The organism is Bacillus sp. WC2507, assembly GCF_052656125.1.
This window is the reverse complement of record NZ_JBQXPN010000001.1, coordinates 1432786-1453314: the sequence shown is the minus strand read 5'-3', so window position 1 is coordinate 1453314 and position 20529 is coordinate 1432786. Positions and strand designations below refer to the sequence as shown.

The following is a 20529-nucleotide window of genomic DNA, read 5'->3' as shown; positions in this document are numbered from 1 at the left end:
CCCTCATTTCTATCAATATAAAAACCCCCTCTTCACTTTGAAGAGGGGGACATAATTGTTCCTCCTCTTATTATGCAAAACATTCGTTTTGCAGGTATTAGCACCGTTTCAAACATTTCGTTTGAAGGTTGCCGGGTTTCACAGGGCCTTTCCCTCCACCGCTCTCAATAAGAGTTGTCTTTATTATTTTATTTATGTAGCTAAAAGGAAATGCGTTCCCCTTTTAACAATGTTTGCTAATTTTTTAATAAATTTAGCACGCACAAATGCAAAAGTCAATGACACTTGCGGAAAAATAAAAATTATTTAAAATAAAGTTGCAATTCAATTATCTTTTGTTGTAAAGTTAAAAACATAATAAAATTTCATACGAACATTCTTATCTAGAGAGGTAGAGGGACTGGCCCTACGACGCCTCAGCAACCATTAACATTTGTTAATAAGGTGCTAATTCCAGCAAATTGTGAAAGATTTGACAGATGAGAAGAAGACTCTATTCAAACCGAAAGCCTTCTTCTTAGAAGGCTTTTTTTATTTTACATTCACTTAATTGTTAATTTAAAAGGGAGGAATTTTCACATGTCAACTATCGAAACAAAACTAGCACAAATCGGAAACCGGAGCGAAACTACAACAGGAACTGTTAATCCACCTGTTTATTTCTCAACTGCTTATCGTCATGAAGGAATTGGCAAATCTACTGGCTTTGACTACTCACGAACTGGCAATCCAACTCGCGGCCTTTTAGAACAGGCAATCGCAGATTTAGAATACGGTGAACAAGGTTATGCCTGTAGTTCAGGGATGGCAGCTGTTCTCCTTGTCCTTTCCCTATTCCGTTCCGGAGATGAACTTATTGTATCCGAAGATTTATACGGGGGCACTTATCGATTATTTTCTGAGCACGAAAAAAAGTGGAACGTTCGATGTAGATACGTAAATACACAATCTATTAAACAAATTGAGCAGTCTATCACAATTGAAACAAAGGCTATTTTCATAGAAACTCCGACTAATCCATTAATGCAAGTTACTGATATTGCCGCTGTCGCAACTGTAGCGAAAAGACACGGACTACTTCTTATTGTAGACAACACATTCTACACACCTTATATACAGCAACCATTAACAGAAGGTGCTGACATTGTACTTCATAGCGCAACAAAATATTTAGGAGGACATAACGATGTCCTAAGCGGACTTGTCGTTGCAAAAGGTAAGGAACTTTGTGAGGAAATCGCTCATTATCATAATGCCTCTGGTGCGGTCTTAAGCCCATTTGACTCATGGCTATTAATTCGTGGTATGAAAACGTTAGCGCTTCGTATGAGACAACATGAAGAAAATGCAAAAGCAGTTGTCGCTTATTTAAATGATGAAGACGGGGTGACAGATGTATTTTATCCTGGAAGAGGCGGCATGATCTCATTTCGTCTGAAAGATGAAACATGGATCAATCCATTCTTACAATCTTTATCCTTAATTACATTCGCTGAAAGTCTTGGTGGTGTTGAAAGTTTAATGACATATCCAGCAACGCAAACACACGCTGATATTCCTGAAGAAATCAGAACAGCAAACGGTGTATGTAATCGTCTTCTGCGATTTTCCGTTGGCATTGAAAATAGTAACGATTTAATTCAAGACTTACAGCAAGCCATTAAACTTGTAAAAGAAGGTGTAAGAATATGAGTTATTCTATAGATACACTCTTACTGCACAACCAATATAAACATGACTCGCAAACAGGAGCTGTTAACGTTCCCATCTATAATACATCAACATTCCACCAGTTTGATGTAGATACGTTCGGAAAATATGACTATAGCCGATCTGGTAATCCAACTCGTGAAGCTCTTGAAGATATCATTGCTTTATTAGAAGGCGGAACAAAAGGATTTGCCTTCGCATCAGGGATTGCAGCGATTTCTACTGCATTCCTCCTTCTTTCACAAGGTGATCACGTACTCATTTCAGAAGACGTATACGGAGGCACTTATCGAATTATAACTGAAGTTCTCTCCCGTTACGGTGTTTCCCATACATTTGTTGATATGACTAATTTAGAAGAAATAAAGCAAAACATTAAGCCAAATACAAAACTCTTTTATGTGGAAACACCCTCTAATCCGCTTTTAAAAGTGACAGATATTCGTGCTGTTTCTAAACTTGCAAAATCTATTGACGCCCTTACTTTTGTTGATAATACATTTTTGACACCACTATTCCAGAAGCCACTTGACCTTGGCGCCGATGTCGTTCTTCATAGTGCCACAAAATTCATTGCTGGTCATAGTGATGTTACTGCCGGATTAGCGGTTGTAAAAGATGCCGAACTCGCTCAAAAACTTGGATTTTTACAAAATGCATTCGGCGCTATTTTAGGCCCTCAAGATTGTTCTCTCGTGCTTCGTGGTCTAAAAACATTGCATGTACGTCTTGAGCATTCAGCTGCAAACGCCAATAAAATTGCACACTATTTACAAGAGCACGCTAAAGTTCAAAATGTCTATTATCCTGGCTTACAATCACATCTTGGATTTAATATTCAACAATCTCAAGCTACATCAGCCGGAGCTGTCCTATCTTTCACTTTACAATCAGAAGACGCACTCCGCCAATTTCTATCAAAAGTAAAATTACCTGTCTTTGCGGTTAGTTTAGGTGCTGTCGAATCGATTCTTTCCTACCCAGCTAAAATGTCACATGCAGCATTGTCACAAGAAGCTCGTGATGAAAGAGGGATTTCTAATTCATTACTTCGGTTATCCGTCGGCCTTGAAAATGTTGACGATTTAATATCCGATTTTGAAAATGCCCTTTCTTATGTAGAAGAACCTGTAAATGCATAGAGAGAATAGAAGATATGAAATTAAGTTATCATATCTTCTTTTTTATGCTGTTAAGTATATTTTTCACTTTTCGTATAGTTCATAAAAAACGACAGAGCACCATCTATTTCCAAGTAATGAATTAATTGATATATTAAGAAGTAAAAAAGGGGCAAAAATAATGGATACTTGTGCAGATGTTTTAATCGTTATCGATTTACAAAATGGAGTATGTTATAGCGAAGAGCATTTATTTGATTTACAAAATTTACTTACAAAAGTAAATAAAAGAATTTCTTCATACAGAAAAACAAATAAACCAATTCTTTTCGTTCAACATTGCGATGATGATTTAGTACCCGAAAAAGAACTTTGGGCTATTCATGCTGATTTAGATGTTCAAGAACAAGATTTTTTTGTAAGAAAAACACATGCCAATTCATTTTATAAAACAAACTTAAAAGAGATTTTAGATCAATTATCTGTACATCGTATTGAGTTTTGTGGTGCCCAAACAGAGTACTGCATGGATGCTACAATTAAATTTGCCCATGGACTAGGATACGAAAACTTCATGGTACAGAAAACAACCTCTACGTTACATAATCCATTTATGTCCGCAAAAGAGACAATTGATTTTTATGAGAATATATGGAACCGTAGATTTTTAAAGTTGATGAACGATGAATGCTAGAATACATAACTAATGACTTGGCAATTCTAAGATTTATCAGCTATACTCAAACATTTCATTTTCACCATAAAGGAGCTGATTACATTCAGCTTCTTTTCTTTTAACCTGTTTTATATTCTATATATATCATTATAATTCCTTTGTCATATTATTTTAAAAATTTTGTATATTCATTTGAAAGAATAAGAAAATCATGGTAAGATTGTGTTACAAATATATCTATATCTTTCAATTTTTAAAACGCATCTAAATTTTCACCCAAAAATGTCATTTTACAAAACCGTGCTAAATCATCTACTTTATTTACATCAGGGTCTCTTTTCTTACAATTTCTTTACTTTAGGACTTTTTTTCTGCAACAACTGTTTTCTTTTCTTTGATTTTTTGGTATGTATAGTATGGTATAACAGCTCACACGGAGGTGGAAAAGAACATGTTAGAAACCTTTCAAAAAGAAATTGAACTATATGAAAGCAATGCAGAATTATTGAAAGTACTTGCTCATCCTGTTCGCTTATGTATTGTAAAAGGATTAATTGAACGTGGTCCAAGCAATGTTTCTACAATGTACACTGGCTTAAACATGCCACAATCTACAATTTCACAGCATTTAGCAAAGTTAAAAAGCGCTAAAATCGTTTCAAGTGAAAGAAAAGGATTGGAAATCTATTACAAAGTAGAAAACGAGACAATTATTCAACTCGTTCGCGTATTATTAGGTTAGGGACTCATAAACAGAGAAAAAAGGACGTATTTTATATTTTTCATCTCATATCTTTAATATAAATATATATCATGAGAGGAAATATATGATGCTACATAAGTCGTATTAAAAAACAAGACACAGAAATATGCTGTGTCTTGTTTTTTTATAGTTTCAAATACCGATCTAAGTGTAACTGTTGCATATGTTTCGTATGTATAACAACATCAAATGCACTCCCTAATCCTCCGCTCAAAATCATCGAACGAACTGCACGATTTTGTTTTTGAGTTTCAGAAAAAGGATTCCTATCCTGATGATCGGTAAGCTGATCTAATATTCCTGCTGCTAACAAAAACTCAGCTTGCTTCTTATGCCATACTGTCTGCATACCTTGCAGGCTAAACATCTCTTTTAGTTCGTCCCAATGAATATGAGTAGTAAGATCCATTTCACCTGGATGTGCTAAAGGATTACGGATTAACTTATGCTCATAATACCCTCGTAAGCTTCCTTCTTGATGTGCAGGATGCATCCATTCTTCTTTTGTGTATCCATAATCAACTGTAATACATACACCTCGTTGAAACCATTTCGCAATTTCTTTTATATATTCTTCCATCGCAATCGACACTTCAAAACGCTGACCTTCAACAAGGTGAATATTATATTTCAATAAGTATCGACCGATGCTTTTATGTAACGGTCTACATACTTCTGCAAGTTTCCCCTCTTCTGTGTATGTAACACGTACTTCATACAATATTCCATTTCTCTTCTGAATTACTTCAACAGGAAATGCATCAAATAACTCATTCGAAAAAAGAATTCCTTCGAATGATTCCCCCATTTCACTATGCGACGTATAATATGCCACATTAGAAAACGAACAAAGATTTTTCTGCTGTAATTTTCTATGAAAAGGGCTCATTTCAATCAATGAATAGTTTAAATCAATAAAGGTTTCTGGAGACAATTGCTTCCATTCTTGTAAAACATCATAGGCAAACTTTCCTGTTCCCCCACCAATCTCACAAATATTCGGAGCAACTTCACCATTTTCAACAAGACGAATAAAAAACTTAGCAAATGTTTTTGCAAAAACAGAGGATACGTTACTACTTGTAAAAAAATCCCCTTGTCTTCCAATTTTCTCACGTTCCTTCATATAATAACCATGTCCCTCTGTATACAATACGAGGTTCATATACGTACTATATGAAATTGAATAATCCTTCTCTTTCGCCATCCATTCTTTTAAAATAAGCTCCATCCCCATAATGACTCCTTACTGTAAAAATGGATTATTTTCTTTTTCAAAACCAATGCTTGTTTCTGGACCATGTCCACATAGCACTGCTGTTTCATCAGGTAATACAAATAATTTTTCTTCAATACTTCCAATTAATTCAGCAAAGCTCCCACCAGGTAAATCAGTTCTTCCGATACTCATTTGGAACAATACATCTCCAGAAAATACAGCATTCGCCTCTTTACAATAATAAGAAATACTGCCTGGAGAATGTCCTGGCGTCTCAAAAACCTCAAAATTAAATGAACCAATTGCTAATGTACCTTCTGCATCAATAATATGATCTGCTGGTTTTGCTGTAATGCTGCGATTCATCATAAAAATTTGAGAGCCATTTACAGTTGCATCGCCTAACCAATCTTCTTCTTCTTTATGTACGTACACAGGAATATGGAAAGCGTCTCTTACCGCGTCAACAGCACCAATATGATCAAAGTGAGCATGGGTTAATAAAACAGCTAGTGGCTTTAACTGCGCTTCTTGTAAATATGTAACGAGCTTCTCTCCTTCGTGACCAGGGTCAAAGATAATACACTCATTTTGATCATTCGTTAAAATATAAGCATTCGTTTGTAATGGGCCTAACGGCATTTGTGTCCATTTCATATGAAAATCTCCTCCAATTATTAAACTTACTTTCAATGATACAACATTTTTTTCTCTTAGGAAAAGAAAGGATGCTATCTCGACAATCATTTTTAAAACATGTACAATATAAAAGAGTAAATATTCCAAAAACTCATATTAAGGAATGGGTAGACAGAGGAGGATATTGTATGGGCCTTGTTATTATTTTTACGCTTGTCACTCTGTTAGCTGTATTTGCTACGCTTAGAACACTTCGTGAAAAGAACTTTTTCGCGAGCGGCTTTGCAATTGCAACTGTACTCGTTTTCGGATGGTTTACGATCATGACTGTTCTATATAACGGGTACCCACCGGCAGCTTAATTCATTTACATGTTATTCTTCATCAAGATTTCACACAAAAAGAGGAAGGGTTTCCCCTTCCTCTTTTCATAGTTCATAACTTATATCATCTTCACTTCGTATTTGTGCTTTTTTACAAGCCAAGCTCCTCCGATAACACCTGCGTCATTACCAAGTGTTGCAATAGCTAGCTTCGTGCTCTTTACAGCACGTGAGAAAGCATATTGCTCGAAATAACGTTGAATTGGTTCTAATAGTGCATCTCCAGCTTTAGAAACGCCGCCACCAATAACAATTTTCTCTGGGTTCAACGTGCTAGAAAGGTTCGCTACAGCTAATCCTAAATAAGAAGCTACTTTTTCTACTACTTCGCCTGCTAGTTCATCACCTTGTCCATGTGCTTCAAATACGTCTTTTGATGTAATACGCCCTTCTTCTGCTAACATAGAACGTAGCATACTCTCTTTATCAGTCTCTTGTATTTTTTGCATAGCAACACGTACAATACCCGTTGCAGATGCTACAGTTTCTAGGCAACCAGACTTCCCGCAATTACATGGAAAAGCATTCTCTGTAACTACTGTAATGTGTCCAATCTCACCAGCAGCACCGCTTACGCCGTGTACAATCTCACCATTGGCAATTACACCGCCACCAACACCAGTGCCAAGTGTCATACAAATTAAATCTTTTGCTCCTTCACCAGCACCTTTCCACATTTCACCAAGTGCTGCTAAGTTTGCATCATTATCAATAACAACAGGTAATCCTGTTTCTACTTCTAATAAATCTTTTAACGGATAGTTTTTCCATCCTAAGTTAACAGCTTCATATATCATTCCAGACGCCACGTGTACAGGACCAGGAGCTCCCATACCAATACCAATTAACTTACTTTTTAATTCACCTAACTCTTCTAACTTTTTATCAATCGCTTTCGCTACATCAAGCGTAATATGTTTTCCTTGCTCATTTGTATTCGTAGGGATTTCCCACTTATGTAAAATTTCACCGTACACATTAATAAATGCTAATTTAATCGTTGTACCACCAAGGTCAACACCAACTAACCATTTCTCTTCCATGTTGCTTACCTACCTTTATCTAATTCTTATTTAGCTCTTTTTGAATTTCTTGCTTCAATAAAAATAAAGCTGTTTGATAGTCTTGTGGATCGATTAGCTGTGATTGATTTAATTCACGCAATTCATCTTGCATTAATTGTAAATCTGCAATTCGATCTCCCGTATAAATAATCGTACCAAATTTCTTTAGCAATTGCTGAATATCATAAATAGATACCATTTCATCACCCTCTATGCTCACTTACTATAAAAAACTATAATAAGAAAACGTTCACATATTTTATTATAATCAAGAAGAAAAAGTCTCGTCAATTTTTATTTGTCTATACAAGCCCATTTTTAACCATTGTTCCTTTTTCTGTAATAATTTTTTCTACATTTTTATCAAACGGCTCTACTGGAATATGCTTTACCATTTGAAAACTATAAGCTAATGATAGCGTTTTCCCTTTATAATGCACGAGATAACGATCATAATAGCCACCGCCATATCCAATCCGCTCTCCTCGCTCTGTATAAGCTACGCCTGGCACGATTTGAAGATCAATTTCATCTGCATTCACTTCTTCCGTAAGCGCTGGAATTGGTTCACGTAAATTCATATACACTGTTTCTAATTGATCAAAATTACTAATGTGCCGGAAGGACATTGTTCGTGTTCCTTTATTACACTTCGGAACAACAACTTTCTTTCCCTCTTCCCAAGCTTTTTCGATAATAGGATATGTATTCACTTCATTTTCCATTGAGAGAGTGATTCCAATTGTTTTAGCTTCAGCCCACTCTTTTTGCGCATACAACGAAAATGCAATTTGCTCTGATAAAGTTGTATATCGTTCTTCTGATAAAGAATTCATGTGCTCTATTATTTGTTTACGTAAACGTAGTTTCTCTTCTCTCACACATTTTCCCCCTCACAGTGATACTTTGCTCTACGATGATAGTGTATCACTTTTAACAGAGGAATCGAATAAAAAAAGAAACAGTAGGAAAATATTCCTACTGCTTACTTTGTTTCACGGTGTAACGTAGACTTCTTGTCACGCTTGCAATACTTTTTAAGCTCGATACGCTCAGCGTTGTTACGTTTGTTTTTCTTTGAGATATAGTTACGATCTCCGCATTCTGTACATGCTAGAGTAATATTCACACGCATTCTTATTTCCCTCCAGTACTAATAACTTAAATCAGACTATACTATAATACCACTTTTAAAATAAAAATTCTACACCTTTTGATATTGTCTAATTTTTTCTATAAGATTTTTCATGTTTTCCCTTGCTATTACTGGGTTTCTAGCATGCGAATACACTAAAAATTTCGGTTGTTTTGTGTCAGAAACGATATAAGACCACTCTTTTTCCGTATATTTGAACTGTACGCCTTCAAATATACCTTCTTCTTTTCTTTCCATATCAGCTAATAATTTCCTCATTACTTTCCCTTTTTCATTCCATGAACATACCACTTCATCACAAAGTAGATAGAGCGGAGGTGATTGCTCTACTATGCTGAGAAATGTCTTTCCCTGCAATGCTATTAGCTCAAATAATTTCCCAATTCGATATAAAATATCTCGCTTCCATCTCGCTTGAAACGACTTTTTTTCATCCTGCGTATAAAATAGAAGGTAACATTCTCCTAATTTCAAAGACATCGGGTAGATATTTCCTGCCGATTCAAGTAATAAATCCGGAATATCTACTTCTTCAAAATCTGTTCCCTGGTAAATATTACTATGATTATCATATAACTCGAAATAATTTCCTTGCTCTGAAAACATAAGCGCCATATTTGCTTTGCTTGATTTCATCAATGCTTTCACATGATCCTTTTGTTCGCCCGCATAAATCCACGTAACCGTGCATCCAAGCCTTTGCAAAAAGTGCATAAGTAAATGTTGTAACATATCATTTCTCTTATTAATAAGAAGATGAAACTTCTGTTTTTGTATTTTTTCAATATCAATGCGCTCCAATACAACCTCTATATAATCATGTAAAGAAACGTGGACTAGCTTATTCCGTCCCATTTCTTTCTCACATACGTAATAAAACGACTCAGACATATATACTTGTTCTATCGCTTTTTGTTGCTTATACGTTAATTGTACCCCATCCTTACCATACAACTTTATAACAACCTCTTTTTCATTTTCCACTTGAATGAAAACCCCACCTGCACATTGTAAATCCTGAATACTGTACTGAAAAAGCGATTCGTTCATTTCTTTACATTCCATCGTATGAATCCCGATACCATGAATCGCATGAAGAAAAAGATTTTTATAAGAAGTCGTTTCTATATGTTCTTGACTCCCGATTAATATACTTTCTCCTTTGGCAAAAAGAGATCCGTACGCCATCGCAACCTTTACAATAAATTGAGGAGTAATCTCAACATTACCTCTTCCTACAATGCGGCTTTTTTGCAACCATCCTGCACTCTTTTCACTTTCTTGTACACCAGCCGATCCTACTACCGAATAGCTGTCAATTGCCTTATATGGCCATAGTTTTCCCTTTTGCTTAATTACCGTACTTTTCCCTATATGACAATGATCCGCTACAATGCTTTTTTGAAACAGTGTAACGTCATCTTCCACCATTGTATGCTCTCCTATTGTCGTTTCTAATAGCTCGCAATACTGCCCAATGTGTGCATTTGCAAAAACAATACTTTTTTGAAGATGAGAATAATTTGAAACAATACTATTTTTCCCAATAATAGAGTACGGCTCAATTACAGCTCCAGCACCAATCTTTGCTCCTTCTCCAATAAAAGAAGGGCCGTGAATCTTCGTTCCTTTTCCAATCGTCACACCTTCCCCCATCCATACCATCGGCAATACTTCCGTATAAGGAATAGGTACTTGCAATTTTTTCGTTAACAAATCAAATTGTGCTTGTCGATATTGATCAAATGTACCGATATCTAACCAATAACCTTCTGACAAATATGCAAATAATGCGTTCTTATTTGCCAATAAAGGAAACACATCTTGACTGAAATCAAAAAATTCTTGGGGCGGTATGTAAGAAAAGATTTCTGGCTCCATAATATAAATACCTGTATTCACAATATTAGAGACTACCTCATTCCAGCTCGGTTTTTCTATATATCGTGTAACCTCTTGTTCTTTGTTCATTACAACTAAACCGAATGAAAGAGGGTTTTCTACTTCCTTCACAAACATAGTTACCATTCTTTTCTTTTGTTCATGAAACGTAATTCCTTCTGATAATTGAAAGTCAGTTAACGCATCCCCGCTTATGACAACAAATGTTTCATCTAAAAACTTTTCCGCTTGTTTAATACTCCCTGCTGTTCCAAGCGGAGGAGAGTCTTCAAAATAGTACAAGTTAACTCCCCATTTACTGCCGTCACCAAAATATTGCTTAATGGACGTACTCATATACTGAACAGTAATTGCAATTTCACGAATACCATGCTGACGTAATAATTCAATATTGTATTCCAAAACTGGCTTTTCTAATAACGGCAACATCGGTTTTGGAGTATTACATGTTAATGGTCTAAGGCGTCTTCCTTTTCCTCCAGCTAAAATAACCCCCTTCATATACTTCAGCCTCCACTTATATAATGTTCAATAACTTCATATACGATATGTATATTATCTACCCTGCATTAACTAGCAGTATAAGTTTGATTATTTCAATGAATCATCACTGGTGAGAAAAACTTTGATTAAGACTTCCTATATACATGTATCTTTCTAACCCCCACAAAAGAAAGCGCTTACTATTAACTTAGAAAAATAATACTCAATAAGTCACCAACATATATGTCCTAATTTTTCCATTATATTATGATACATCTTATCATCATAAACTAATGGAAACAACGAGCTTTTTTTGTCATGTTTTGACTAAAAAAAGCAGGCGATGTTTCACCTGCTTTTTTTCTTTATTCATTTAATAAGTAATGCTTTCCTTTTACTAAATAAAAAACATTCTCAGCAATATTTGTAATATGGTCTGCTACACGCTCAATATATCTCGCTACAAAAGATAATTGTGTAATTTGTGTAATCGCTTCTGGTTGTTCTGGGACTGAAGATATAAATTCACGAATCGCTTTCCCATATATTTCATCAACAGAATCATCCATTTCGGCAATTTGTTTCGCGAAAGTTAAATTTTCCTGTTCGTATGCTTCTAATGCTAAATTTAACATCTCATTAGCAATAGCAAACATTTCCTCAATATTATGCAAACTGACAGTTACTTCTTTTTCCCCAAGACGAATTGTTGATTTCGCAACATTAACAGCATGATCTGCAATACGCTCTAAATCTGTCGCTGTTTTAATTGAAATAAAAATCCTTCTTAAGTCACCTGCTACAGGTTGCTGCTTCGTAATAAGCATAAGCGCAAGATCATTTATTTCCTCTTCTAAATTATCCATACGATAATCACCATCTATAACCTCTAACGCTTTCTCTACATCCCTTGTACGAAGACCTTCCATGGCAAGCAACAAAGCTTCCCTCGCTAGTACACCAAGCTCAATCACCTTTTGCTGTAACGTTTTTAAATCACATTGAAACTGTTCTCTTACCATTTTTTCTTCCCCCTCAATATTAAGTGCCATTGTATATATAGATCTCCTACCTAGCGTACTTGTAATAAGCCTTAAGATAGGAGACGTATTACTTCTCTAATTAGATGAGGTAAAAATAAGAAATGCCCTCTGTTAAGAAGGCATTTGCTCTGAGCCTTGCAACGATATCAACCGAATCGGCCTGTAATATAATCTTCTGTACGCTTATCTGAAGGTGTCGTAAATAATTTATTTGTATCTGTATATTCCACAACTTCTCCACTTAAGAAGAAAGCAGTTTTGTCTGAAATACGTGCTGCTTGTTGCATATTATGCGTTACGATAACAATACTAAAGTCTTTCTTTAACTCTTGAATTAATTCTTCTACTTTTAATGTTGAAATTGGGTCTAGTGCCGATGTTGGCTCATCCATTAAAATAACGTCGGGTTCAATCGCTAAACAACGTGCGATACATAGACGCTGTTGCTGTCCACCGGATAAACCGTATGCATTATCGTGCAAACGATCTTTTAACTCATCCCAAATTGCTGCTCCACGTAAACTTTTTTCAACAATTTCATCCAACGTTTTCTTGTCGCTTATACCATGAATTTTTGGGCCGTATGCTACATTTTCATAAATAGATTTCGGAAATGGATTTGGCTTTTGGAACACCATTCCTACATGTGTTCGTAATTCTTCAACTGGATATGATTTATCAAATATATTGCGCTCTCTATATTCAATTACACCTGTAGTTCGCACGATTGGTACTAACTCTACCATACGATTTAATGTTTTTAAGTACGTTGATTTACCACAACCACTTGGCCCGATAATTGCTGTAACCTCATTCTCATGAATGCTTAAGTTAATATCTTTTAAAGCATGGTCTTCTCCGTACCATAAATTTAAGTTTTTCGTATTAAATACTACTTTCTTTGGCGCAGTCTCGATTTTCTCCTCGTTTTTCACCTGTACATTTACTACTGTTGCTACCATTTGAATTCCCCTTTCATCCATTTCCAACTTATTTTCGATTTCGTAACCATAGGACAAATATATTGATAAAGAGCAACAAACCTAACAAAACGATCATCCCAGCAGCTGCTACATACTGAAATTCTTCTTGCGGTCTACTCATCCAATTAAAAATTTGAATTGGTAAAACTGTAAATCTATCAAACATACTAAATGGAACATAATTTGCAAATGCAAGTGCCCCGATAACTAATAACGGTGCCGCTTCTCCAATCGCTCTTGATATCGCTAACGTACAACCCGTTATTATTCCTGGGAAAGCATATGGCAATACAATTTGATACATCGTTTGCCACTTCGTAGCACCTAATCCGTAAGAAGCTTCTAATAATGAACTTGGTACAGATCGTATTGCTTCTTGACTCGCTACAACAACTGTCGGTAAGACGAGTAAACTCATCGTCAGTGCCGCCGCAATGATACTCTCACCTAGATGAAGAGCATATACAAAAATGGTTAAGCCGAGTAATCCAAATACAACGGAAGGTACTCCTGCTAACGTTTGATTATTAATTTCTATTACCTTTTTAAATATAGATTCCTTCGCATATTGCTCTAAATAAAGAGCAGTTCCGACCCCAAATATAAAAGAGACTGGTATAACAATACTCATAAATAATATTGTTCCTGACAAAGCTGCAGCAATCCCAGCCTCTTTCGGATTACGCGAAGCAAAGTTTGTAAAGAAATCTAATGAAAGATAACTTATACCTTTTTCAAAAATTTGAAAAAGCAAAATAAGCAGTATTACTATTGAAAACAAAATTGCCATATAAAATAACAATTTGTAAACTCGATCTTTTAAAAAACGCGATGCCATATTTTCTTGTATCTTTTTATGATTCAACATTCGCATATTATGTCACCCTCCTAAAGCGGCGCATAATAAACTGCGAAATGATGTTCATTATAAAAGTAAACAAAAATAACGTTGCACCTACAGCGTACATGCTGTAATACGTAATGGTTCCATGCGGAGCATCACCTAAACTCACTTGCACAATATAAGCTGTTAACGTTTGAATGGAGTGTGTCGGATCGAGCGATACGTTCGGCGTGGATCCCGCTGCAATTACAACGATCATCGTTTCACCAATTGCCCTGGAAGCAGCTAATATAATCGCTGCCATAATCCCTGTAAAAGCCGAAGGAAACACGACTTGTTTTACCATCTCAAACCGAGTTGCTCCAAGTGCTAACGAAGCTTCTTTCGTTCCTTTTGCTACAGCTCTCATTGCGTCTTCAGACAGAGATGCAATTGTAGGTATCATCATAAAGCCAATAACAATACCTGGACTAATCGCATTAAAAAACTGTAAATCAGGTATAATCCGTTGTAAAAGCGGTGTTACAACTGTTAATGCAAAAAAACCATATACAATTGTCGGGATACCTGCTAATAATTCTAACATTGGCTTTAACACTTTCCTTGCACCGTTTGAAGCATATTCGCTTAAAAATACGGCACACGCTAAACCGATAGGAATTGCTACGAACATAGCAATTGCTGTTACAAGGACCGTTCCACATATAAGTGGTAATATACCGAATTTAGGATCTTCAAAAAAAGGTAACCATTCTTTCTCCATCAAAAAGGAGTGTAATGGTATTTTTTGAAAAAACATCATTGTTTCATTTGCCAAAGTAAAAATAATTCCAATTGTCGTCACAATAGACACGCTAGCAATTATTTTTAGTAATAATGGAACGATTCGATTGATTCGCTGCGTTTTTTTTCTTTGTTTTGTATTTCTTTCAATCAAATGTTGTACAGAAAATGTAATTTGACTTTTGTCATTATAAGCCAAAGATGAAAACCCCTTTCCACCCTGACATTACCTTTTTATTTCTGTTAACATCCGCAGCTGTTCATTGTACTTTTCTTTTGGTAATTTTACATATCCAACCTCTTCAGCGAGATTACCAACATGTTGAATCATAAACTCAATATAATTTGCTACATTCATTTTATTTCGGATAGATGCATCATTCACATAAGCAAATAGCGACCTAGATAACGGCTTATACTTACCTGATTGAATCGTATCTTTCGTCGGAAGTACACCATTCACTTTTATTGCTCTCACCTTATCTCGATTGGCCATATAATAAGCATATCCTACAAAAGCAATGGCATTTTTATCATTCATTACCCCTTGCATAATAACTTGATCATCTTCAGACAAAGAGACTTTTTTTACAATGCGACTATTTTGTAAGATGACATTTTGAAAATAATCATACGTACCAGAGTCTACACCTGGCGCATAAAACTTTACCTGTTCGCGTGGCCATGATGAATGAATTTGTGACCATCGCTTTTCACTTTCATCTTCACTCCACAGTAGACGTAACTCGTCTACCGTCATATTGTCTACCCAAGTGTTTTGGCGATTCACAACGATCGTCAGACCATCATAAGCAACTTCAAATGGTGTAAACTGAATGGAGTTTTTCTTCATTTCATTTTCTTCCACTTGTTTCATTACTCTCGAAGCATTATTTATATCCACTTCTCCTTTACTGAAACGATTAAATCCTCCTCCTGTTCCAGAAACACTGATAGAAATTTTCACGTTCGGATGCACCTTTGTATATTCCTCCGCTACTGCTTCTATAATAGGAAAAACTGTTGAGGATCCATCAACTCTCACTTCTCCCATTTCATTTACAGCAAATGCAGTAGACGTGCCAACATAAAGGAAACATGTCGACAGTATGAAAACTTTAATCGATGCACTTATCCATTTCACGTGTTCTTCCTCCTAGAAGTAACCGGAAATAACAGGATTACAGATATAAGAATACTGCTAAACTATTAATTCGGTTTTAATTGTTTGTAAAAGTTTTGTAAAGTTCCACAAGAATCAACATTAAGTAAAATTTTAATCCGTAGCCACTGCTCATCTTCACTGATGATTGGTTCATAAAACCTTTATCCCCAGAGGAGAAGTAAACGTATTACTTGTTAGGCCTCTTAATTTTTCGATACGATATGCTTGTCCACTTTATTAAAACGTATGCATGGACCATAAAAAAAAGCACACTATCTTTTCAGATAGTGTGCTTTTTTTACAACTTTTTTATTCATCATCTTGATCTATATTTTTCTTTTTATTGTCTTTTGCATCTGTTGGAGCTTCGCCATTTTCTACTTTTTTCAAATCAAAGTACGCGTCCATAATGTCACGACTAATATAACCGTTAATACCTGATTTATCATCTACCCAAGGTACAACAACAGAAAACGCTACTTCAGGATCTTCAAGTGGCGCATAACCTACTAACGTTAAGTTATATGTTTCTTTACGCTCACCGTTTGCCTTTCTACCAATCTCTTTATCTCCGCCATACACAGTTTGAGCTGTACCTGTTTTACCAGCAGCTTTATATGGTGCACCTGTAAAGTATTTCGCAGCTGTACCACCAGAATCGTTAAATACTTGTCTAAATCCTTCCTGAACACGTTTAATTTGTGATTCAGGCATATCAATACGGTTTAGAACTTTCGGTTCCATTGAATGAACAACTTTTCCAACTTCATCTGGTTTCGCTGCCGGTTGACGAATTTCTTTTACAACTTGTGGCTGCATACGGTAACCACCATTTGCAATTGTTGAAACATATTGTGCTAATTGAAGTGGTGTATACGTATCGTACTGTCCAATTGATAAATCTAATAAGAAACCTGGCTGATTTCCTCTACCTGTTTGGCCCGCTGATTCATTCGGTAAATCAATACCTGTTTTCACACCAAGTCCAAACTGTCCGAAATAATAACGCATCGTATCAAATGCTTTTTGTGGAATATCTAACGTACCACCTTTCACATATTGAACACCTGCGAGATTCATCGCTGTTTTAAACATATATACGTTAGAAGACATTTTTAATGCTGTCAAATCATTAATGTAACCCATATTCTTCCAAGAAGCTTTTTGTGGCGTTCCCTTTAATCTGATTGGTTCGTCATATTGAACTGAACCCGGTTGAATCGCACCTGTTTGATACCCTGTAAGTACTGTCGCACCTTTTACAGTCGATCCCATTGGATAAGAACTTGTCATCGTTCCTAATGCGAAATCTTGTACTTTCGTTTCGCCATTTTCATTCACTAACTGTTTCCCTGCCATAGATAAAACTTCACCATTTTTTGGATTCATCATTACAACGAATGCACGATCTAAAAGAGGTTGTCCACCTTTATATCTCAATAAATTTTTCGTGATAATTTCTTCTACACGCTTTTGTAATTCCATATCGATTGTTAAGTTCAGGTCATTACCACTTTGCCCTTTTGATACATTAATCGTTTCTAAAATATTACCGTTTTTATCTGTAATATTTTTCACTTCTGCTTTCGTACCGTGCAGGCTATCTTCATATTGCTGTTCAAGGTAACTTTTCCCTACGCGATCATTCCGATTATAATCACGAACAAGATAGTAATCTAAACGCTCTTTCGGTAAACCTTCATCAGAAGTTGTTACACCACCAAGTACACTTCGGAACAAATCACCATCATATGCATATTTTCGCTCCCAATCGACACTTGTATCTACACCTGGCAATTCCGCTAATTTTTCACTAATAATCGCATATTCTTCATCAGTTGCATCCTTCTTAATGACTTGTGGTGTCATTGCATATCCGCCGTCCATTTTGCTTTTAATCGCTAGTATTTCTAAATCTTTTGCGGATAATTGATTTACTTCTTCTTCTGTCACGCGACTTCGTTGACGCTCCTCTAATTCTTTATCGTCAATTTTTTTATCTTTCAACTCTTGACGATCTTTATTCGTAATTTTTTCTTTCGCTTCCTCTTTATGCATAGCAAGCCAATAATCTTTTTTATCGCGATCTGTTAATTTATCTGTCGGTACTTCAATCAACTCTGCTAGCTTTTTCGCTGTTTCTAAGCGAGTTTCTGCAGTTGATCCTTTCATTTTTGTAAATGTAATCGTACGTACAGCTGCATTATCTACTACAGCTCGCCCATAACGGTCAAATATTTTCCCACGTGGTACAGGATTACTTATCGTCGAGTTCTCTTTCCTCTCCACTTCATTCTTGTATTCCTCACCGCGAACAATTTGTACATATCCAAGCCTTACAATAACCGCGGAGAACATTAAAAACACGCAGAAAAACAGCACGTTTAACCGAAAAGGAACGTGAGTCTTTTTCTTTTGTTGTTTCTGCTTCTTGCTCATACAAACCCCCTCTACAAACAGCTATGTAATGTGAAAGGGACACCTTCATACAGGTGTCCTCACTGCTGTCTTACATCTTTTTCTATTCTAGCATAAAACAACCGAGAAGTTAACCTTCTGGTTCTGTTTGATTCTGCGTAGTTCCTTGCGTTACAATACTTGTTTTACTCGTATTTCCCTCATCATATTTGACATTTTTAACTGCAAAATAAATAAGAAAATGTCCTGCACCTAAAATACATAATAAGTAAGGCAAACTTTTTTCAGGCGGAAAGAATAGTACAGCACATAAAAAACTTAAAATCGAGCAAATTCTTCCTGCATTTAACCATAATTCCCGGACAACTACATATTCTACACGCCACTCTCTCGCATTTTTCGCCCTACCAATTACATCATATGTCATGGACCCGTACGGAACGAGCAAAATAGGGTATGCAATTGCGATACACGCTGCATAAATAAGTAATTTTGTGTATGTAACATTGAATATAACTAAAAATACGACAGCATATAAAATAATGCCTCCGAGCAAAATTGCTTTTTTTCGCCACTCTTTCTTTAACATACGAGTGACTAAATAGTAACAAACAAATGATACAGCAGAATTTACTAAGCTATATTTCCCTAAGGCGAGTTCGCTATCAGTTGCTAAATACACGTACACTGAAATAACAAAAATAAACGTTCCCTCTCTCAGCCCTTGAAAAAAATGAGCTCGTGTAATTCTTCCCCAGTTTTTATCAACCTGCCGCTCTTTCAATACTTGAACAATTTCATACCGTCCTTCACATTCTCTCTTAGATACAAAAAAGCTTAAAATGACAGCAATTGCAAATAACAGTAACGAAAGAAAGAATATGACCGTATAGCCACTCCATTTTTCCATACGTGAAATTGTATATCCCGCTGCTATCGGCCCAATCATGCCAGAGAATGATGTAAGAAGTCCAAGAAAACCATTAAAGAAATCTCTTGTTTCTGGTTCTGTAATCTCAAATGTTAATAAATTAAACGCGAGCCAGTAAAAACCATACCCGACTCCTAAAAGAGCCCCCATTAATAAAATATAGTGAGAAGCGCTTTTTCCCGCTACTAAAACAACGATAAAAAAAATAGCTAACGTGCCTACGCCTATTCGTAACAAAATTGAGCGATCAATACGCTTCGCTAATTTCCCACCTATAAGAAATGTGAGAGGCTGTAATACAACGCTGGCCAAATTATACAAGCCAAGATTCACATAATTTTGTGTTTGTTTCCATAAATAAATGTTAACAAACGTATTCGATAAAGAAATTGCGAGCGTGTATAAACCTCCAATAAGGAGCAATAACACTAAATCCCGATTCACTTCAACGTCACCAATTATATGTTTCCACTTCATACACAACTCTCCTTTACTTCATGTTCTAGTCTTCCAAAGACAAGCTCAATTATGTAAAAGGAAAGCACAGAAAAAAGCTAGGAGCATTCTCCTAGCTTTTTCTATCGTTATTACAATTATTTTGCTTCTTGGTAACGTTTTTCAGCAGCGTTCCAATCTACAACATTCCAGAATGCACCGATGTAGTCTGGACGACGGTTTTGGTAATTTAAGTAGTAAGCATGTTCCCAAACATCTAAACCGATAACTGGAGTTTTACCTTCAGTTAAAGGAGAATCTTGGTTTGGTGTGCTTGTTACTTCTAACTCACCATTATTTACTACTAACCAAGCCCAACCAGAACCGAAACGAGTTGCGCCAGCTTTTGCGAATTCTTCTTTGAATGCATCGAAGCTACCGAATTTCGCTTCAATTGCAGTTGCAAGTTCACCTACTGGTTGTCCGCCGCCATTTGGAGATAAGATTGTCCAGAAGAATGTATGGTTAGCATGTCCGCCACCATTGTTACGTACTGCTGTACGGATTGCTTCTGGTACTTCGCTTAAGTTCGCAACTAATTCTTCTACGCTTTTGTCAGCTAATTCTGCATGACCTTCTAAAGCAGCGTTTAAGTTTGTGATGTACGTGTTATGGTGTTTTGTATGATGGATGTTCATTGTTTCTTTGTCAAAGTGAGGCTCTAAAGCATCATACGCATAAGGTAAATTTGGTAATTCGTGTTTTGCCATTGTTATATTCCTCCCAGTTTATGTATTGCCACTTAAGTGAC

20 protein-coding genes and 2 riboswitches are annotated in these 20529 nt (G+C 36.0%); of the genes, 5 read left to right on the top strand and 15 right to left on the bottom strand.

Annotation, left to right across the window (positions count from 1 at the left end):
• Positions 1 to 64: 64 nt before the first annotated feature.
• Positions 65 to 174: riboswitch (SAM riboswitch) on the bottom strand.
• A 202-nt stretch (positions 175 to 376) separates the two neighbouring features.
• A riboswitch (SAM riboswitch) is annotated at positions 377 to 486 on the top strand.
• Positions 487 to 579: 93 nt separating this feature from the next.
• From metI to ACUN28_RS07760, 4 genes are all read left to right on the top strand, one after another.
• Positions 580 to 1692: a cystathionine gamma-synthase/O-acetylhomoserine thiolyase gene (gene metI / locus ACUN28_RS07775; protein ID WP_016086278.1), complete on the top strand. Its 1113-nt coding sequence runs from the start codon at positions 580 to 582 to the stop codon at positions 1690 to 1692.
• On the top strand, positions 1689 to 2852 hold the full coding sequence (metC, locus tag ACUN28_RS07770) for a cystathionine beta-lyase (RefSeq protein ID WP_016086277.1): 1164 nt from the start codon (positions 1689 to 1691) through the stop codon (positions 2850 to 2852). The genes metI and metC overlap by 4 nt, the downstream gene beginning before the upstream one ends.
• 160 nt (positions 2853 to 3012) lie before the next feature.
• Complete coding sequence (locus ACUN28_RS07765) at positions 3013 to 3525, top strand: cysteine hydrolase family protein (protein WP_016086276.1); 513 nt, start codon at positions 3013 to 3015, stop codon at positions 3523 to 3525.
• 433 nt (positions 3526 to 3958) lie between these two features.
• Complete coding sequence (locus ACUN28_RS07760) at positions 3959 to 4249, top strand: ArsR/SmtB family transcription factor (RefSeq protein WP_000894375.1); 291 nt, start codon at positions 3959 to 3961, stop codon at positions 4247 to 4249.
• Between the two features lie 145 nt (positions 4250 to 4394).
• Here ACUN28_RS07760 and ACUN28_RS07755 read toward each other — a convergent pair whose 3' ends face one another.
• Positions 4395 to 5507: a class I SAM-dependent methyltransferase gene (locus ACUN28_RS07755; RefSeq protein WP_016086275.1), complete on the bottom strand. Its 1113-nt coding sequence runs from the start codon at positions 5505 to 5507 to the stop codon at positions 4395 to 4397.
• 9 nt (positions 5508 to 5516) lie between these two features.
• On the bottom strand, positions 5517 to 6146 hold the full coding sequence (locus ACUN28_RS07750; RefSeq protein WP_016086274.1) for an MBL fold metallo-hydrolase: 630 nt from the start codon (positions 6144 to 6146) through the stop codon (positions 5517 to 5519).
• Between the two features lie 170 nt (positions 6147 to 6316).
• On the opposite strand from ACUN28_RS07750, the gene ACUN28_RS07745 reads away from it, so the two are divergent.
• Positions 6317 to 6490 (top strand): DUF2759 domain-containing protein, encoded by a 174-nt coding sequence (locus ACUN28_RS07745; RefSeq protein ID WP_000524852.1) that lies wholly within the window; start codon positions 6317 to 6319, stop codon positions 6488 to 6490.
• 80 nt (positions 6491 to 6570) lie between these two features.
• On the opposite strand, the gene glcK is transcribed toward ACUN28_RS07745, so the two are convergent.
• The 13 genes from glcK to sodA all read right to left on the bottom strand — a co-directional run bounded on the left by glcK (position 6571) and on the right by sodA (position 20488).
• Entirely contained in the window at positions 6571 to 7554 is a 984-nt protein-coding gene (gene glcK / locus ACUN28_RS07740; protein WP_016086272.1) for a glucokinase, read from the bottom strand.
• A gap of 19 nt (positions 7555 to 7573) precedes the next feature.
• Entirely contained in the window at positions 7574 to 7774 is a 201-nt protein-coding gene (locus tag ACUN28_RS07735) for a YqgQ family protein (RefSeq protein ID WP_000253699.1), read from the bottom strand.
• A 103-nt stretch (positions 7775 to 7877) separates the two neighbouring features.
• A complete protein-coding gene (locus ACUN28_RS07730; protein ID WP_016086271.1) occupies positions 7878 to 8456 on the bottom strand; it encodes a 5-formyltetrahydrofolate cyclo-ligase in 579 nt (192 codons plus the stop codon).
• A 104-nt stretch (positions 8457 to 8560) separates the two neighbouring features.
• The gene (gene rpmG / locus ACUN28_RS07725; protein ID WP_001265616.1) at positions 8561 to 8710 is read right to left on the bottom strand and encodes a 50S ribosomal protein L33; all 150 of its coding nucleotides are present in this window, start codon (positions 8708 to 8710) and stop codon (positions 8561 to 8563) included.
• Between the two features lie 69 nt (positions 8711 to 8779).
• Positions 8780 to 11134 (bottom strand): sugar phosphate nucleotidyltransferase, encoded by a 2355-nt coding sequence (locus tag ACUN28_RS07720; RefSeq protein ID WP_016086270.1) that lies wholly within the window; start codon positions 11132 to 11134, stop codon positions 8780 to 8782.
• A 347-nt stretch (positions 11135 to 11481) separates the two neighbouring features.
• Positions 11482 to 12138 carry a phosphate signaling complex protein PhoU gene (phoU, locus tag ACUN28_RS07715; protein WP_033659893.1) on the bottom strand — a complete coding sequence of 219 codons (657 nt, stop codon included), beginning with the start codon at positions 12136 to 12138 and terminating at the stop codon, positions 11482 to 11484.
• Positions 12139 to 12305: 167 nt separating this feature from the next.
• A complete protein-coding gene (gene pstB, locus ACUN28_RS07710; protein WP_016086268.1) occupies positions 12306 to 13121 on the bottom strand; it encodes a phosphate ABC transporter ATP-binding protein in 816 nt (271 codons plus the stop codon).
• A gap of 28 nt (positions 13122 to 13149) precedes the next feature.
• Positions 13150 to 14016 (bottom strand): phosphate ABC transporter permease PstA, encoded by an 867-nt coding sequence (pstA, locus tag ACUN28_RS07705; protein ID WP_016086267.1) that lies wholly within the window; start codon positions 14014 to 14016, stop codon positions 13150 to 13152.
• Position 14017: 1 nt separating this feature from the next.
• Positions 14018 to 14968: a phosphate ABC transporter permease subunit PstC gene (gene pstC / locus ACUN28_RS07700; protein WP_016086266.1), complete on the bottom strand. Its 951-nt coding sequence runs from the start codon at positions 14966 to 14968 to the stop codon at positions 14018 to 14020.
• Positions 14969 to 14995: 27 nt separating this feature from the next.
• Complete coding sequence (gene phoX / locus ACUN28_RS07695; RefSeq protein WP_016086265.1) at positions 14996 to 15913, bottom strand: phosphate ABC transporter substrate-binding protein PhoX; 918 nt, start codon at positions 15911 to 15913, stop codon at positions 14996 to 14998.
• A 330-nt stretch (positions 15914 to 16243) separates the two neighbouring features.
• A complete protein-coding gene (locus tag ACUN28_RS07690; protein ID WP_016086264.1) occupies positions 16244 to 18373 on the bottom strand; it encodes a peptidoglycan D,D-transpeptidase FtsI family protein in 2130 nt (709 codons plus the stop codon).
• A gap of 109 nt (positions 18374 to 18482) precedes the next feature.
• Entirely contained in the window at positions 18483 to 19760 is a 1278-nt protein-coding gene (locus ACUN28_RS07685; protein ID WP_016086263.1) for an MFS transporter, read from the bottom strand.
• A 116-nt stretch (positions 19761 to 19876) separates the two neighbouring features.
• Positions 19877 to 20488 carry a superoxide dismutase [Mn] gene (gene sodA, locus ACUN28_RS07680; protein WP_016086262.1) on the bottom strand — a complete coding sequence of 204 codons (612 nt, stop codon included), beginning with the start codon at positions 20486 to 20488 and terminating at the stop codon, positions 19877 to 19879.
• Positions 20489 to 20529 lie beyond the last annotated feature (41 nt).